The following is a 15,495-nucleotide window of genomic DNA, read 5'->3' on the forward strand; positions in this document are numbered from 1 at the left end:
GTCGTCCTTCCACACCCTCGACGCGCCCGGCCTCCGTCGCCGAGGTTCCACGACCCGCCGCGGTCGTCCCGTCGCGGATCCGGGGAGACAGACCGCGCGGCCCGAGATGCCGACATCGTGGAACCTCGGGAAGCTGCGGCCCAGGCGCACTCGCGCCCCGGACTGCCGGTACAATCGCTGGTGCGAACGGGTCGGTGAGACGGTCGCGTCACTCCCCCGGGAGTGCCGAGGAACGTCCGGGCTCCACAGAGCAGGGCGGTGGGTAACACCCACCCGGAGCAATCCGCGAGACAGTGCCACAGAAAGCAGACCGCCGGCGGCGACGTCGGTAAGGGTGAAACGGTGGTGTAAGAGACCACCAGGGGTCCGGGTGACCGGATCCGCTCGGTAAACCTCGCCCGGAGCAAGGTCAGACAGAGGACGACGAGGCTGCTCGCTGAGTCCTCGGGTGGACCGCTGGAGGCCGGCGGCAACGTCGGTCCGAGAGAGATGGCCGTCACCGCGAGAGCGGGACAGAACCCGGCGTACGGCCGGCCCGTTCGCACCACACGCCCACCGCGGGTCTCGCGCATCCGCAGCGAGACTCCGCAGCGAGATCGGCGCCTCGGCGTGCGCAGGCGCGCGTAGACGGACGGGAGGCGCGGTGCCAGCCGGCACCGCGCCTCCCGTCCGTCGTGTGGTCGCGCTACAGGCCGGACTCGGCCGTCCGCACCAGGATCGCGTCGCTGTCCGGGCAGAGCACGACGTCGTCGGGCGCCGCCTGCCGGATCGTCTGCAGGTCGGAGTTCGTGAGCGTCACGCCCGACGCCGTCGACACGCCACCCTGCAGCAGCGACGCGCCGAAGCCGTAGCGGTCCCGCTGCCGGTCGTAGAGCGCCAGCAGGTCCGCGGGCACCTTCGCCGCGACGCTCGCGCGGCTCTGCACCGCGGCGTCCCGGTCGGCCTGCACCCGGGCGATCTCGGCGTCGCGCTCCCCCACGAGCGTGGTGCGGTCGGCCTCGACGCGGGCGAGCTCCGCCTCGATGTCCCCGACGCGGGCGCGGTGCACGTCGAGCTGCTCCATGACCTCGAGCTCGGCGGTCTCGAGGTCGCCGATGCGCCGACGCAGCGACTCCATCTCGCTCTGCAGTCCGGCGACGTCCTTGGCGTTCGACGCGTTCTGCAGCATCGTCGTGTCGCGCTCGATGCGGGCCTGCGCGGTCGCGGTGTCGGACTCGAGCCGTGCGAGGTCACGCTCGGCGTCCTCCACCTGGCCGGTCGCGGCGGCCAGCTGCGCACGGAGCGACGCCGCGGCGGTGCCGAGCTCGGTGAGCCGGTCGCCCTTCTGCAGCGCGGTGATGCGGTGCGTCAGCCGCGTCACGTCGTTGTCGAGGCGCTGGAGGTCGAGGAGGACGACCTGGTCCTCGGGTGCTGCCTTCACGGTCGGTCTCCTTCGGGGGCGGGTGCGGACGCCGGCTCGGCGTCCGCTGCGGTCGGGCTGGCGGGTCCGGCTGCCGGCAGGACGGCGAAGTCCCAGGGGTCGGTGCGGAGGTCGCTGACGGTCACGCGGACACCCGTCGCGCGACGGAGCTGCTCGGCGGCCACGTCGAGCCACAGCCACTCGGTCGCCCAGTGCGACGTGTCGACGAGCGCCGGGCCGTCCGCGAGCAGGGCCTGCTCGCGGAACTCCGAGGCGGGGTGGTGCCGGAGGTCGCTCGTGACGTAGACGTCGGCGGCGCGGACGGCCGGGTTGCCGAGCAGGGAGTCGCCGGCACCGGCGCAGAGGGCGACCGTGCGGACCGGACGGTCGAAGTCGCCGGAGACCCGGACGCCCGTCGCGGTGGGTGGCAGGAGGTCGACGAGCGTGCGGGCGAGGGCACCGAGGGTCGTACCGGCCGGCAGCACACCGACGCGGCCGATGCCCGTCGCGGCGTCCTGCCCCGGCTCGAGGGGCCGCTGCTCGGTGAGACCGAGCCGGTCGGCCAGCACCGCGGAGGTGCCCGTGGTCACGACGTCGGCGTTCGTGTGCGCGGCGAGCAGGGCGGTACCACCCCGGACCAGGGTGGCGAGCACGCGGCCCTTCGCGGTCGTCTCGTCGATGGTCGTCACCCCGCGGAGCAGCAGCGGGTGGTGCGTCAGGAGCAGGTCCGCTCCGAGCGCCACGGCCTCGTCGGCGGTGGCCGGCACGGCGTCGACGGCGAGGTGCACGTGCTCGATCGGCTGGTCCGGGTGCCCGGACACGAGCCCGACGGCGTCCCAGGATTCGGCGCCGGCGGCGGGCCACAGGTCCTCGGTGACGGCCTGGAGTTCGCGGAGCGTCGGCATCCCGTCAGTCTACCGAGCCGTCGGCAGCGTGCGGTCCGGCAGCGTGCGGTCCGTCAGCGACGGCCGAACAGGGCACGCAGACGCGCGACGAGTCGTGTCCACCACCCGCCGTCGGCCGAGGCGTCGACGGGTGCGTCGCCCGCCGTGGCGTCGCGCTCGACCGGGAGCGAGACCGCCTCCGGCAGCACGACCGGGGTGCTCGCCGTCGTGCCGGCGTGCGCCGTGAGGGCAGCGGCGAACGCGGCACGGTCGATGACGGTCGGTCCGGTCGCGGGCTGCACGAGCGGGGTGGGGCGCGTCGACGCGGAGACCGGCGGGCCGGCCTGGAGGGACAGCGCCGGTCGCACCGGCTCGTCACGCACCGGGGCGGTCACCTCGGCGCCGGTGGCGGTCACGGTGCGTCGGGTCGTGCTGGCTGCGGTCGTCGCGGGCGCGGTCGCGGCGGGTGCGGGCACCGCGGTCCGCGTCGCACGGGCGGCCGCCGCGTCGCGGACGGGCGTCGGCAGCGGGCCGGTGGCCGCACGACGGGCGGCGGCGCGCTCGCGTCGCTCGGCCTCGTCGGCGGCGTCGGCGAGCAGGTCGGCGAAGACGGCACGGGCGAAGGCGCGGGCGGCCTGCACCTCGGCGTCGTCGAGGTCGGCGACCGTGGTCTCCCAGGCGGCGAGTCGGGCGAGGTCCTCGTCACGGCGGCGGACCTCGTCCTCCAGCAGGACGATGCGCTCGATCGTGGTGCGGCCGCTCGACGCGGCGACCTCGACGGCGAGGTCCTCGAAGCGCAGGGCGATCCGGGCCGGGGGTTCGGGGAACGCGGGGGCGCACGCGGCGACGTGACGGGCACGGTCACGACGGCGGAACGCGGTGGCGTCCGTGCTGGTGGCGGTCGCCGACGGGGTCGCCGGCGACTCGACGACCGGCGACGCGGCGGTCTCGTCAGCGGGCACCACCGGCCGCTGCACGGGACCCGTGACCGGCGGCACCACGAGGTCCGCCAGGTAGGGCGACCGGGTGGCCGGGACGTCCCGGAGCCACTCCTCGAGCTCGCGCCCGAAGGGGTCCACGAGGGGGGTGCGCGCGCCGGGCTGGGTCTCCATGTGACGCAGGATAGATTTCACGGGCTGGCGAGGGTGGGAGATCCGCGGTGTGTCGCGCATCCCGCCGCACTGTACGTGACGTGTCGGTCCGGACGTGAGCGGCGTGTCAGCGTCCCACGGCGTCGCGGACGAACCCGTCGAGGAGCCGTCGTCCCTCCGGCCACGCCCCGACGCCGCTCGCCACGTTGACGTGCTGCCGCTCCCCCACCCGGAGCACCCGGGCACCGAGCGTGGACGCGAAGGCCGTGGCCCGCTCCGCCGAGCAGTACGGGTCGTCCTCGCTCACGACGAGGGCCGTCGGCGTCGTGACCGCGCCGCCGGGTGGCCCGAAGCCCCGTGCGGCGTCGGGGAAGGCCGGAGCGGTCGGGTCGGGCGGTGCGACCAGGAACGCGCCGGCGGCCCCACCGTCGTCGTGCGCGGTGAGCCAGCGGGCGGCAGCGAGCACCCCGAGGCTGTGCGCGACGAGCACCGGAGGGCGGGCGCACGCGGCGACCGCGTCCGAGATCGCCCGGTCCCAGTCGTCCGGGTCCGGCGCCGACCACGACGCGGGAGCGATGCGGACGGCCTCCGGTCCGCGGTCGTCCTGCCAGCGTGACTGCCAGTGCTCCGGGTCCGAGTCCCAGATGCCCGGCACGACGACCCACGGGTACCGGTCGGCGGCGTGCTCGTGCTCGTGCTCGTGCATCCGGGCAGCGTAGCGGGACGTGCCGCGTCAGCCGTGCAGGGTGTCGCGGGGGTACTCGCCGAAGCGCTGGTGGTACGCCGCCGAGAAGCGTCCGAGGTGCGCGAAGCCCCACCGCACGGCGACGGAGGCGATCGTCAGCTGGCCCGGGCTGCCCGCGACGAGCTCCTCGCGCACGCGGTCCATGCGGATGCCGCGGAGCATCGCGTTCGGTGCCGTGCCGACCTGGCGCTGGAACGCCTGCTGGAGCCCACGGACGCTCAGCCCGACGTGCTCCGCGACGTCCGTCGTGGTGATGGGCGTGTGCGCGTACGCGTGCATGTACTCGACCGCCTCGCGCACGCGGCTGGTGGCCCCCTGCGGCACGGGCGACTCCGGCGCGAGCTGCTGGTGCGGGAAGGTGTGGAGCATCGCGAGCGCCGTCTCACGGGCGATCTCGGCGAGCAGGAGCGGGGACGGCTCGGCGGGGCCGAGCACGACGCGGGCGGCACGGGCGACCTGGGCGTTCCACCCACGGAGGTCCTCGGTGCGCGGGCGCTGGGCGTGGTCGAACACGAGCGGGCCGGCCTGGCCGCCGTGTTCCTCGGCGGCGACGCGCTCGAGGAAGCGCCGGTCGAAGTGCACGAGGTTCTGCCGGATGTCCTCGAGCTCGAAGACGAACGGCCGGCCGCTCGGGAACACCACGGGCGTGCCGGGCGCGAAGGTCACGTCGTCGCGACCCACGTCCACGGTGCCGCCGCCGTCGGTCGTCCACATCACGACGTACTCGTCGCCGGCGGTGGCCTGCCCGGTGGCCTTCGCGTCGAAGTGCGTCGTCCGCAGGGACATCGAGCCGTCCCCGACCATGCGGAACCGGTACGCGAAGGAGCGCTCCGTGTTCGCCCCGTTGAAGTGCGCACCCTCGTAGGCGTCGGAGAAGAGGTCGAGCGCCGCGCCGAGGTCGGTACCGGACGCCTCGTAGCGCAGTCGTGGGTCCGCGCGGGTCTCGGTGCTCATCAGGGTGAGCGTGTCACCCCGACCGGTCCGGGGCACGGTCGGCTCCGCAGGGTGCGCGGAACGGCTGCCGGAGTGCGTGAACCGGATGGTCGTCCACCCCCGCACGGGGTGCACGTCCGTGCCGTCTCAGTGCCGTCCGCGCCGGACGACCCACTGGTTGCGCCCGTCGACCCGCTCGTAGCGCAGGTCGTCGACGACCATCTGCACGAGCGCGAGTCCGCGTCCGCCCTCCGCCATGGCGTCCGGCAGGTGCGCGGCGGACGGGTCGACCGACACGGGGACGCCGTCGTCCACCATCGTCACGACGACGTCGTCGGGCCGGACGGCGAACCGCATGGAGCACGCGATGCGGCTGCCGGCCGCACCGTGCTCGATGACGTTCGACGCGAGCTCGACGAGGGCGAGTTCGAGCGCCATGCGGTCCTCGACGGACAGGTCCGGCTCGCGGTCCCACACCGAGGACAGGAAGGCGTGCACCGCCGTCACGTCCTCGGGCGGGCAGGCGAGATCGAGCACGTGCTCGCCCATGGTGACGGTCATCCCCAGTTCGTGACCGCGGCGTCCCCGTCGGGGTACGTCCGCAGGATCTTGTCGATGTTGGACAGCTTGAGGACCATCTGGACCTGCTCGGAGGGCGCCGCGATGCGCAGGTCCCCGCCGGCCTGGCGCGCGGTCTTCAGGCAACCGACCAGCGCGCCGAGCCCGGACGAGTCCATGAACTCGACGCCGGAGAGCTCGACGACGAGTCGTGCCCGGCCGCCGCCGACCACCTTCGCCACGGTCTCGCGGAACGCGCCCGCGCTGACCATGTTCAGCCGGCCGCTGCACTCCAGCACGGCCGTGTCGTCCGTTGCCTCGTGTACGACGATGTCCATGCAGGTGCCTCCTCGGTCCGGAACGGGTGCACGTTGCAACCTACCGGGTCGGTGCCCTCAGGCGGAACGGCCCCGCCGCGTCGCGACGAGCTGGACCACCACGGCCGCCGCGATGAGGGTGGCCATCACGGCCCCCATCGCGGTCGCGGTGCCGCCGAGCGCACCCGCGAGTGGCGTCCCGAGGCCGCCGAGCCCGAAGGTCAGCCCGCCCTGCAGCGCCGCCGCCGTGCCCGGGTGCGCCGCGCCGACCGCCTGGGTCCGCGTCATCGCCGCCGGCAGCACGAAGCCCCACGCGCCGGTGACGACGGCCAGTGCGCACCAGACCGCCACGGGGCCGGTGCCGGCCACGGCGAAGACCAGGACGGCCGCGCTCCCCATCGCACCGACGACCAGACCGGCCGTCAGGAGCGTGTCCTCGGAGAACCGCCCGACGACCCTCCGGAACACCAGCGTCGTGACGATCATCATCGACGCGTTCGTCGCGAACACGAGCGTGTAGAGCTGCTCCGAGAACCCGTACTGCCGCTGGAACACGAACGAACTCGTCGCGATGTAGGCGAAGAACCCGATCGTCGAGAGCACGCCGGTGAGCACGTACGCCCGGAAGCGCCCGATCGCCATGAGGTCGCGGATGCGTCGGCCGTTCGCCCGGAACCCGGTGCCCCCGCGCGCCGTCGCGGGCAGGGTCTCGCCGAAGCGGAGCGCCACGGCCGCGGTGAACACGGCACCGAGCACCGCGAGCACGACGAACATGAGCCGCCACGAGCCGACGGTCAGGACGGCTCCCCCGGCGAGCGGGGCGACCACCGGTCCGATCGCGTTGATCGCGGCGAGCGTGCCGAACACCTTCGCGGTGCGCGGCCCCGTCGTCGTGTCGGACACCATCGCACGTCCCGCGACGGACCCGGCGGCGCCCGCCAGGCCCTGCACCACCCGCGCCACGACGAGGGTGGTCGCGTCGGGCGCGAGGGCGCAGCCGACCGAGGCCAGGGCGAACCCGGCGGTGCCGACGAGCAGCAGCGGGCGCCGGCCGATGCCGTCGCTCACGGGGCCGGCGAGCAGCTGTCCGACCGCGAACGCGACGAGGAACGCGGTGAGCGAGAGCTGCACGACGCCGGGCGACGTCCCCAGCTCGCGCGCGATGGTCGGCAGCGCCGGGATGTACATGTCGGTCGCGAAGGGCGAGACGCCGACGATGAGCGCGAGCGGGACGATCGGCGGCAGCACGCCACCGGTCGCGGGTCGGCCGGTCCGTTCGCGCTCCGTCGTCACGAACGCAACGCTACGCGTCCGCGAATCGATTCGACAGGACCCTCACCGTGGTCGCACAGGACGGGAGGCGCGACGCCCGCCGGCACCGCGCCTCCCGTCCGGCACCGGGTCGCGATCGCGACCCGTCGGGACAGCCCGTCGGATCAGCCCGTGTTCTGCAGGCCGGCGGCGATCCCGTTGACCGTCAGGAGCAGCAACCGGTGGTCGCCGTCCGTCGGGTCGGTGCTGCCGCTGGTCCGGATCGACCGGAGCGCTCGGAGCTGCAGGTGCGACAGTGCGTCGACGTACGGGCTGCGGAGCCGGACGGCGCGGGCGAGCACCGGCCGGTCCTCGAGCACGTCGCTGCCGCCGGAGACCCGGAGCACCCAGTCGCGGGTGCGGAGCATCTCGTCGAGGACCTTCGCCGCGAGGTCGTCGCGGTCGGCGAGCTCGAGGTACCGGCGGGCGATCTGCTCGTCGGTCTTGGCGAGGGACATCTCGACGTTCTTGATCATCGCGCCGAACAGGGGCCACTCGGCGTACGCGGCACGGAGGACCTCGACGTCGCCGACGGCCTCGAGCGCGGAGCCCAGGCCGTACCAGCCGGCGAGGTTGATGCGCGCCTGCGTCCACGAGAACACCCACGGGATGGCGCGGAGGTCCTCGAGGGACTCGACGCTCAGGCCGCGACGGGCCGGCCGGGAGCCGAGCGGCAGCAGCCCGATCTCCTCCATCGGCGTCACGCGGGCGAACCACGGCGCGAAGCCGTCGGCCTTGACCAGGTCGTAGAACGCCTGCCGGGAGACGTCGTCGAGCTGCTGTGCGAGCTCGGCGAACCGGGTGGCGGCGACCGCCGTCCGGTCCTCGTTCGACGGCGACGACGCGAAGAGCGTCGCCGAGGCCATCTGCTCGAGGTGCCGCGCGGCGATGTCCTGGTCGCCGTACTGGGCGAAGATGACCTCGCCCTGCTCGGTGAGCTTCAGGCGCCCGTCGATCGACCCCGGCGGCTGCGCGAGCACCGCCTCGTTCGCGGGTCCGCCACCACGGCCGAGCGAACCGCCGCGTCCGTGGAAGAGCGTGAGCTCGACGTCGTTGTCCCGCGCCCAGTCGGCGATCCGCGCCTGGGCGTCGTAGAGCGCGAGGTTCGCCGACACCGGGCCGACGTCCTTCGACGAGTCCGAGTACCCGAGCATGACCTCGAGTCGCCGCCCGGTCGCCGCGAGCCGGCGCTGGAACGGCTCGGTGCGGACGGCCTCGTCGAGGATGTCGACGCTCGCGTGCAGGTCGGCGAAGGTCTCGAAGAGCGGGATGACGTCGAGCACGGGCGCCGCGTCGCCGCACGCCGCCGTCGCCAGCTCGTGCACGTTCGCCAGGTCGGCGGCGGACTGCGTGAAGGACACGATGTACCGGTGCGCCGACCGCACGCCGTAGCGCTGCTGCAGGTCCGCGACGGTGCGGAACACCGCGAGGACCTCCTCGGTCGTGTCGCTGAGCGGCTCCCCCGAGCGGATCTCGGCGAGGGCGGTGCGGTGGACCTGCGAGTGCTGGCGGACCTCGAGCTCGGCCAGGTGGAAGCCGAACGTCTCGACCTGCCACACGAGGTTCTGGAGCTCGCCGTTCGCGGTGCGGGCGGCACCGGCCGCGACGAGCGAGGCCTGGATGACCCGGAGGTCGGCGAGCAGTTCCTCGGGACCGCCGTACGCCAGACCGTCCTTCCCGCGGCGGGTCGCACGGATCCGCGCGGCCACGAAGAGCAGCGCCCGCCGGTGGGTCTCGTTCGGCGCTCGCACGCCGATGCGCTCGGCGATGCCCGGGTCGAGCGCCTCCTGCGCGGCGACCAGCGCCTGGAGCCCGGCGTCGGCCGGGGTCTCGGCGGCGTCGAGGGTCAGTGCGGCGCCGATGCGGGTGGCCGCGCGCGACAGGCCGAGCAGGATGTGCTCCGCCGCGATGTCGGCGGCCTGCCGGGTCACGGCCGCGGTGACGTGCGGGTTGCCGTCGCGGTCGCCGCCGATCCACGTGCCGAAGCGCACGAAGGCGGGAGCGGTCACCGGCGCCCGGCCGGCGTCGTCGCCGAGCAGCCGGTCGTCGAGCAGGCGGTAGACCTGCGGCACGATCTCGAACAGCGTCTGGTCGAAGACGCTCATCGCGGTGCGGACCTCGTCGAGCGGGGTCGGTCGCGTGGTCCGCAGCGGCGAGGTGCGCAGGAGCGTCGTGATCTCCTCGAGCAGGCGCCGCTCGTTCTCGGCGCGCGCGGTCGCGTTGCGGGTGTGGTCGCGCTCGTCGATCAGGTCGGTGATGCGGCGCACGGCCGTGGTGACCGCACGGCGGCGGGCCTCGGTCGGGTGCGCGGTGAGCACCGGGTGGAAGCGCAGGTCGGCCAGGCGCGCGGCGGCCTCGTCGGCACCGACCTGCTCGACGAGCGAGGCGTAGGTGGCGGGGAACGAGTCGCCGGCGAGACCGCCGTCGTCGCCGCGGGCCCGGAGCACGCGGACGCGGTGGTGCTCCTCGGCCAGGTTCGTGAGGTGGAAGTAGGTCGTGAACGCCTGCGCCACGGCCTCGGCCCGCTCCGCGGACATCTCGGCGACGATGGCCTCGGCCCGGGCGGCACCCTCGGCGTCGGACCCCTCGTAGGCGCCGATGACCGCGGCCCGCAGGCTCTCGACGTCGTGGAGCAGCTCGTCGCCACCGGTCTCCCGCAGCACCCGCCCGAGCAGGTTGCCGAGGTACCGGACGTCCGCGCGCAGGTCGCTGTCGACCGCTCCGCTGACGTCGTCCCGTGCGCGCCCGTGGCGCGTCGATCCGTCGATCGCCGTCATGGGTTCCTCTCACGTTGCGCCGGGACCGCGTCCCGGGTCCCCAGCACTGTACCGGCGCACGACGGCACGTGACGACGACCGTCCGGACGGACCACTGCAGGGGTGGACGCCGGGGCCGCGACGTGTGCGCAGGAGCACCCCTGCACGGCGCGCACACGTCACGGCCCCGACGGGTCGGGGGACCGCCGTCAGGCGAGGAGGGGGTGCGCCGCGCCGCCGAGCGCCGCGGTCGGGGACGCCGGTCGACGCAGCGACGCCACGAGCGCCCGGTCGAGGCGCGCGGCCAGGTCGACCTCGGCGAGCACGGCCTCGCGTTCCGCCGCGGTCCAGGGCGCGGCGTCGAGCTGGGCGCCGTAGGTGTCCTCGAACGCCGCGGGGTCGGCGACCTGGTCGAAGATCGTGAAGAGCACGCCGTTCGTGTCGAAGCCGAACCGCTCCTCGAGCAGCCGCGCGAGCGTCGGTCCACCGGACAGGTCCCCGAGGTACCGCGTGTAGTGGTGCGCCACGAATCCGCCCGGGGAGGTCGCGGCAACCTCGTTCAGCCGGCGGACGTACGCCGTCGTCGCGGCCGTCGGGCAGCAGAGCTCGGACCAGTCGGGCCCGACGAGGTACTCGAGGTCGGCGCGGATCGCGGGCATCCGGGTGAGCTGGGTCGTCACGAAGGGTGCGGCGACCGGGTGGTCGGCCATCCGCTCGGCGGCGCGCTCGAGCGCGTCGTACACGACGGCGTACTGTCCGAGCAGGTCGGCGTAGTCCGCGACGTCGCAGTCCCCCGCCAGCAGGTCGTGCGCCCCGCCCGCCCAGGCGGAGGCACCGGCGGTCGCGCCCGCACCGGTGCGGGACCGCCGCCGCAGCAGCTCGGAGAACGGCGTCACGGTCGGACTCATGAGGTGAGGCTAACCTCAGTTGCTGAGAAGGTCGAGCACCGGAAGAGGAAGCCCCACGATGAGCCCGAGCCCCAAGCGCACCCAGCACGTCTTCGTCGTCGACCGGACGGAACGGATCACCCCGCACACGGTGCGCGTGCACCTCGGCGGTCCGGCCTTCCGCGACTTCGTCGACGGCGCCGACCCGGACCGGCTCGCCGCCACCGACAAGTACGTCAAGCTCCTGCTCGCTCCGCCCGCGAGCGGCCTCGTGCCGCCGTACGACCTCGACGCGCTGCGGGCCGACCTGCCGAAGCACGAGCGTCCGGCCCGCCGCACCTACACCGTGCGGTCGGTGGACCACGAGGCGGGCACGATCGCGATCGACTTCGTCGTGCACGGCGACGAGGGCCTCGCCGGTCCGTGGGCGGTGGCGGCCCGGCCCGGCGACCTGCTCGCGCTCTCCGGTCCCGGCGGCGGGTACACCCCGGCCACCGACCCCGACGTCACCCACGTGCTGCTCGGCGACGACAGCGCGCTGCCGGCGATCGGTGCGGCCCTCGCGGCGATGCACGAGGACGCCACCGGGGTCGCGCTCGTCGAGGTCGCCTCCGCGGCCGACGAGCAGCCGCTCGTCCACCCGGCCGGTGTCGACCTGCGGTGGCTGCACCGCGACGCCACCGGCGCGGAGCCGGGCACGCTCCTGCTGGCGGCGGCCGAGGCGCTGCCCCGCGCCTCCCGGCCGGTGCAGGTCTTCGCGCACGGTGAGCGCACGGCGGTCAAGGCGATCCGGCGGCTCCTGCAGGACGACTGGAGTCTCGAGAAGGCGGACCTGTCCCTGTCCGCGTACTGGGCGCTCGGTCGCGCCGAGGACCGGTTCCAGGAGGAGAAGCGCGAGCCGGTCGGGGTGATCTTCGCCGACTGAGCGGACGGGAGGCACGGGTCGCGTCGGTGGTGCCCGCTAGCGTCCGGCGCGTGGTCACCCCTCCCTCCGTCCCCGCCTGCTGCGTCCCGGGGTGCGACGCACCGTCCGCCGACGGCTTCGCCGCGGTCCTGCCGCTCTGCGGCGGCCACGTCGCGCTCGTGACGGACACGGCGGCCGAGCAGGTCGGCACCGAGGACGCCCTGCCGGGACCCTGCCCGGTCTGCGGGTCGCGGCTCGGTGTCCGCTGGCCGACCGCGACGACCTGCGCGACCTGCGAGTGGCCGTGGGGCGACGTGCCGGACGGCGAGCTGCCCCCGCCGCGCGTCGACGTCGTGTACTACCTGCGGCAGCGGGACGACTTCGGCGACCGCGTCAAGATCGGGACGACCGCGAACCCCCGGCAGCGGCTCGCCGCGGTGCCGCACCAGGAACTCCTGGCGTTCGAACGCGGCGACCGACGGGTCGAACGCCGCCGGCACGCCGTGTTCGCCACGGACCGGTACCCGCGGACGGAGTGGTTCCGGACGACGCCGGCGCTGCTGGCGCACGTCGCGACCGTGGCGGCCGGGGTCGAGGACCCGTGGGCGCTGCACGCGCGGTGGACGAGCGAGGCGCTCGCACTGCGCGGCTGAGGCCCGCGCGCAGCCGCGGTCGGGCGACGGGCGACGGTGTGCGCCGCCCGTCTGCCCTCAGGCGGCGACGGCGACCGACCGGGCCCGGTCGGCCGCGGGGTCGTCGCGGAGGAACCGGTCGGCCGTCCGGAGCGAGAGCGCCATGATCGTCAGCGCCGGGTTCGCGATGACGGCACTCGGGAACACCGAGTTGTCGCAGACCCAGAGGTTCGGGACGTCCCACGAGCGCCCGGCCGGGTCGACGACGGACGAGCCGGCGTCCGTCCCCATGCGCGCGGTGCCGATCGTGTGCGCGGTGCGTTCGAGGACACGGACGTCCGTGCCACCCGCCGCCTCGACGATCGCGCTCATGGTCCGGACGGCGTGCGCCCGGATCGCCTCCTCGTTGGACCCGGGCGAGAACGTCACCCGGGCTCGCGGGACCCCGTGCTCGTCGAGCTCGTCGGAGAGCACGAGCCGGTTGTCGTCGTACGGCAGGCACTCGGCGTTGATGCCGACCCCGGCCATCCGCGGGTAGTCGCGCATCGCCCGGACGAGCTCGGCGCCCCGCAGTGACCCGCCGCGGACGAGCGTGGTCGCGAAGGTCAGGGGCTGCACCCCGAGGCTCTGGATGAGGTAGCCCCCGGCGAAGTCGGCGTCGGCCGGCCGGACGAAGTCCTCGGTGATGATCGACGACGGGTACCCGCGGTACGAGCGCATCGACTCGTCGAAGGTCGCCCAGACCTGGGTCGCCCCGTGCGCCGTGAAGTTCCGGCCGACCTGACCGCTGCTGTTCGCGAGTCCGGTGTGCAGGAGCAGCCGCGGCGTCTCGACACCACCGGCTGCGAGGACGAGCGACCGGCAGCGCTGACGCCGTTCGCGGCCGTCACGGGTGTAGAGCACCGCGCACACCTTGCCGTCGGCGTCGAGCTCGATGCCGTGCACGAAGGACTCCGGTCGGATCTCCGCGCCGAAGGCCACGGCGGCGGGCAGGTAGGTCGTGTCCATCGAGACCTTGGCGCCGTTCCGGCAGCCCTGGTGGCAGGACCCGCACGACACGCAGGCCTGACGGAGACCGTGGTGCTCCTGGTGCCGGTCCTCGGTGGTGAGGCCGACGGGGGCGTCCGTCGCCGTGATGCCGAGCGCGGCGGTCCCGCGCATCATCATGTCCGACGACGCGTTCCGCGGCGGCGGACCCATCCGGTACCGACGGGACGGGTCCCAGGGGTAGTGCTCGGGCCCGGCGACGCCGACCTCGTGCTCGACGCGCTCGATGTACCCGGTGAGCTCGGCGTGGTCGATCGGCCAGTCCTCGCCCTGCCCGCTCTCGGTGCGCAGCCGCAGGTCGTGGACGCTGGGCCGCGGGGTGAACGCGCCCCAGTGCAGGGTCGAGCCGCCCACGCCGGTGCCGCTGTTGTTCGGTCCGAAGGCCGTCGGCGTCGCGCCGCCGCTGATCCGCTCGTCCATCCAGTTGATGTCGGCGGGGGCCTCGACCTCGTCCGGGGTGTGGTCCCCCGGCTCGGTGTTGCGACCGGCCTCGAAGGCGACCGCCGTCAGGCCCTCGCGGGCGAGTCGGGCCAGGAGCGGTGCGCCGCCGGCACCGGTCCCGACCACGACCACGTCGACGACCTCGTCGTCCTGGTAGCGCCGCTGTGCGTCGAGTCTCATCGTGCTGCTCCCTCGGGTTCCCATGCTTCCCGTTGCCCGGCACCGAGCACCTGGAAGCCCTGCTTGCGGACGCCGTCGCCACCGTTGGCGAAGCCGTCGTAGTCGATCTCGGACATGGTCGCGGGGTGGGCGAGCCACTGCTTGACCAGGTCCACGCTCGCGTCCTCGAACCACGCGCGGAGCTGCTCGGCGTCGAGTGCGCCGTCCGAGCGGTACCGACCGGCGGCGACGTCCTCGAGCGCATCGGCCAGGGCGTCGGACCCGGCCGCCGGTGCGAGCACGTCGAGGGCCGCGCGGTACGCCTCGACGTCGGTCGGCATCCCGTCCGGCCGCCACCCGTCGCCCTGGCCCGCGGCCAGCTGCGCGTCGACCCGCAGCGCCAGGTCGACCTCGTGCTCCCCCGGCTGCGGGACGACGATCCGGGCGACCGCGCGGAGCGTGTCGAGCTGCTGCTGGTCGAGCGCGTCCGGGGCCGCGGCCGGGTCGTCGGCGAGGGACCGGACGGCGAGCAGCCCGCGGGTCCGGGCGCTCACGCGCGGTGAGGCGATCACGCGGGCGTTGTCAGCGGGCACGACCGGGGCGTGCGCGACGCGCCGGGTCCAGAAGTCGCGGACGATCGCGGCCACCTCGACCGGACGCTCCCACGGCAGCAGGTGTGCGGCACCGGCGACCTCGTGCAGTTCGGCGGCGGGCCAGTGCGGCAGGGTCAGCCGGCGCTGGGCGTCGGCGGCGAGGTCCCCGTCCTCGGCTCCGGCCAGCACGAGCGTCGGTACGGGGTTCGGTGCGGCCGTGGCCGACCAGTCCTCGCGGCTGCCGCGGAGCAGCCAGTCGCGCCAGGCGCGGGGGTCGGTCCGGCGGACGTCCTGCACGGCCTGCTCGTGGCGGTCGGGCGGCAGCACCTCGGCGGTGTTCGCGTCGACGAACTCGGCGGCGTGGTCCTGCTCGATCGGGCCGTGCTCGGCCCACGCGAGCATCGACGCGCGGCGCTCCTCGGCCATCGGCTCCGGCGCGAGGGGCGACGGGGCCAGGAGCACGACGGCGCGCAGCCCGAACAGGCCGTTCGCGCCGGAGACGGTCCGGTCGGCGACGACCGTGGCGACCTTCCCGCCCATCGAGTGCCCGACGAGCACCCACTCCGTGGCGCCGCTGGCACCGATCGCACGCTCGACCCGCACGGCCATCTCCTCGACGGTCGTGCCGCCCGAGGCGGGGCTCCGCCCGAACCCCGGCAGGTCGATGCCGACGAGGTCGAGGTCACCGGCGAGCTCCGAGCGGAGGAGCGCGAACTCCTCGGAACTGGAGCCCAGCGCGTGCAGGCAGAAGGCGGTCGCTGTCATGCTTCGTTCCTACCGTCCGCGGAACGCGGGACCCAGCGAACCTGTACCCCGGCGATGTACCCCGACGTGGTCG

At 74.5% G+C, this 15,495-nt stretch carries 14 protein-coding genes and 1 other RNA gene; 3 read left to right on the forward strand and 12 right to left on the reverse strand.

The window, feature by feature from the left end; genetic code table 11:
* Positions 1–187: 187 nt before the first annotated feature.
* Positions 188–542: RNase P RNA component class A (gene rnpB, locus QUG92_RS07410), an RNA gene on the forward strand.
* 143 nt (positions 543–685) lie between these two features.
* On the opposite strand, the gene QUG92_RS07415 is transcribed toward rnpB, so the two are convergent.
* From QUG92_RS07415 to QUG92_RS07460, 10 genes are all read right to left on the reverse strand, one after another.
* A complete protein-coding gene (locus tag QUG92_RS07415; RefSeq protein ID WP_182047655.1) occupies positions 686–1,420 on the reverse strand; it encodes a zinc ribbon domain-containing protein in 735 nt (244 codons plus the stop codon).
* Positions 1,417–2,304: a Nif3-like dinuclear metal center hexameric protein gene (locus QUG92_RS07420; RefSeq protein ID WP_289458490.1), complete on the reverse strand. Its 888-nt coding sequence runs from the start codon at positions 2,302–2,304 to the stop codon at positions 1,417–1,419. The genes QUG92_RS07415 and QUG92_RS07420 overlap by 4 nt, the downstream gene beginning before the upstream one ends.
* Before the next feature lie 53 nt (positions 2,305–2,357).
* Positions 2,358–3,395, reverse strand: a complete 1,038-nt coding sequence (locus QUG92_RS07425) for a hypothetical protein (RefSeq protein WP_289458491.1) — start codon at positions 3,393–3,395, stop codon at positions 2,358–2,360.
* Positions 3,396–3,501: 106 nt separating this feature from the next.
* A complete protein-coding gene (locus tag QUG92_RS07430; protein WP_289458492.1) occupies positions 3,502–4,080 on the reverse strand; it encodes an RBBP9/YdeN family alpha/beta hydrolase in 579 nt (192 codons plus the stop codon).
* A 27-nt stretch (positions 4,081–4,107) separates the two neighbouring features.
* Complete coding sequence (locus tag QUG92_RS07435) at positions 4,108–5,073, reverse strand: helix-turn-helix transcriptional regulator (protein WP_289458493.1); 966 nt, start codon at positions 5,071–5,073, stop codon at positions 4,108–4,110.
* A 126-nt stretch (positions 5,074–5,199) separates the two neighbouring features.
* Positions 5,200–5,613: an ATP-binding protein gene (locus QUG92_RS07440; RefSeq protein WP_083263638.1), complete on the reverse strand. Its 414-nt coding sequence runs from the start codon at positions 5,611–5,613 to the stop codon at positions 5,200–5,202.
* Positions 5,610–5,948: an STAS domain-containing protein gene (locus tag QUG92_RS07445; RefSeq protein ID WP_069711054.1), complete on the reverse strand. Its 339-nt coding sequence runs from the start codon at positions 5,946–5,948 to the stop codon at positions 5,610–5,612. The genes QUG92_RS07440 and QUG92_RS07445 overlap by 4 nt, the downstream gene beginning before the upstream one ends.
* Positions 5,949–6,005: 57 nt before the next feature.
* Entirely contained in the window at positions 6,006–7,220 is a 1,215-nt protein-coding gene (locus QUG92_RS07450) for a multidrug effflux MFS transporter (RefSeq protein ID WP_289458499.1), read from the reverse strand.
* A 143-nt stretch (positions 7,221–7,363) separates the two neighbouring features.
* Positions 7,364–10,015 (reverse strand): phosphoenolpyruvate carboxylase, encoded by a 2,652-nt coding sequence (locus QUG92_RS07455; RefSeq protein WP_289458501.1) that lies wholly within the window; start codon positions 10,013–10,015, stop codon positions 7,364–7,366.
* Between the two features lie 188 nt (positions 10,016–10,203).
* Positions 10,204–10,902, reverse strand: a complete 699-nt coding sequence (locus tag QUG92_RS07460; protein WP_289458503.1) for a biliverdin-producing heme oxygenase — start codon at positions 10,900–10,902, stop codon at positions 10,204–10,206.
* Positions 10,903–10,960: 58 nt separating this feature from the next.
* Between QUG92_RS07460 and QUG92_RS07465 the strand changes: the two genes are divergently transcribed.
* Positions 10,961–11,806, forward strand: coding sequence for a siderophore-interacting protein (locus tag QUG92_RS07465; protein ID WP_289458504.1), 846 nt, complete (start codon positions 10,961–10,963; stop codon positions 11,804–11,806).
* Positions 11,807–11,856: 50 nt separating this feature from the next.
* A complete protein-coding gene (locus tag QUG92_RS07470; RefSeq protein ID WP_411469377.1) occupies positions 11,857–12,438 on the forward strand; it encodes a GIY-YIG nuclease family protein in 582 nt (193 codons plus the stop codon).
* Positions 12,439–12,495: 57 nt separating this feature from the next.
* Here the strand turns inward: QUG92_RS07470 and QUG92_RS07475 are convergent, their stop codons facing one another.
* The gene (locus QUG92_RS07475; protein WP_289458506.1) at positions 12,496–14,085 is read right to left on the reverse strand and encodes a GMC family oxidoreductase; all 1,590 of its coding nucleotides are present in this window, start codon (positions 14,083–14,085) and stop codon (positions 12,496–12,498) included.
* Positions 14,082–15,422, reverse strand: coding sequence for an alpha/beta fold hydrolase (locus tag QUG92_RS07480; RefSeq protein WP_289458508.1), 1,341 nt, complete (start codon positions 15,420–15,422; stop codon positions 14,082–14,084). Before QUG92_RS07480 ends, QUG92_RS07475 begins: the two co-directional genes overlap by 4 nt.
* Between the last annotated feature and the right edge of the window lie 73 nt (positions 15,423–15,495).

Source organism: Curtobacterium citri, from assembly GCF_030362955.1.
GTDB lineage: Bacteria > Actinomycetota > Actinomycetes > Actinomycetales > Microbacteriaceae > Curtobacterium > Curtobacterium citri.

Excerpts from the sequence above, each read along its gene's own strand:
- QUG92_RS07420 (WP_289458490.1), bottom strand. The coding sequence starts at position 2,304 with ATGCCGACGCTCCGCGAACTCCAGGCCGTCACCGAGGACCTGTGGCCC.
- QUG92_RS07425 (WP_289458491.1), bottom strand. The coding sequence starts at position 3,395 with ATGGAGACCCAGCCCGGCGCGCGCACCCCCCTCGTGGACCCCTTCGGG.
- QUG92_RS07430 (WP_289458492.1), bottom strand. The coding sequence starts at position 4,080 with ATGCACGAGCACGAGCACGAGCACGCCGCCGACCGGTACCCGTGGGTC.
- QUG92_RS07435 (WP_289458493.1), bottom strand. The coding sequence starts at position 5,073 with ATGAGCACCGAGACCCGCGCGGACCCACGACTGCGCTACGAGGCGTCC.
- QUG92_RS07440 (WP_083263638.1), bottom strand. The coding sequence starts at position 5,613 with ATGACCGTCACCATGGGCGAGCACGTGCTCGATCTCGCCTGCCCGCCC.
- QUG92_RS07445 (WP_069711054.1), bottom strand. The coding sequence starts at position 5,948 with ATGGACATCGTCGTACACGAGGCAACGGACGACACGGCCGTGCTGGAG.
- QUG92_RS07455 (WP_289458501.1), bottom strand. The coding sequence starts at position 10,015 with ATGACGGCGATCGACGGATCGACGCGCCACGGGCGCGCACGGGACGAC.
- QUG92_RS07460 (WP_289458503.1), bottom strand. The coding sequence starts at position 10,902 with ATGAGTCCGACCGTGACGCCGTTCTCCGAGCTGCTGCGGCGGCGGTCC.
- QUG92_RS07465 (WP_289458504.1), top strand. The coding sequence starts at position 10,961 with ATGAGCCCGAGCCCCAAGCGCACCCAGCACGTCTTCGTCGTCGACCGG.
- QUG92_RS07475 (WP_289458506.1), bottom strand. The coding sequence starts at position 14,085 with ATGAGACTCGACGCACAGCGGCGCTACCAGGACGACGAGGTCGTCGAC.
- QUG92_RS07480 (WP_289458508.1), bottom strand. The coding sequence starts at position 15,422 with ATGACAGCGACCGCCTTCTGCCTGCACGCGCTGGGCTCCAGTTCCGAG.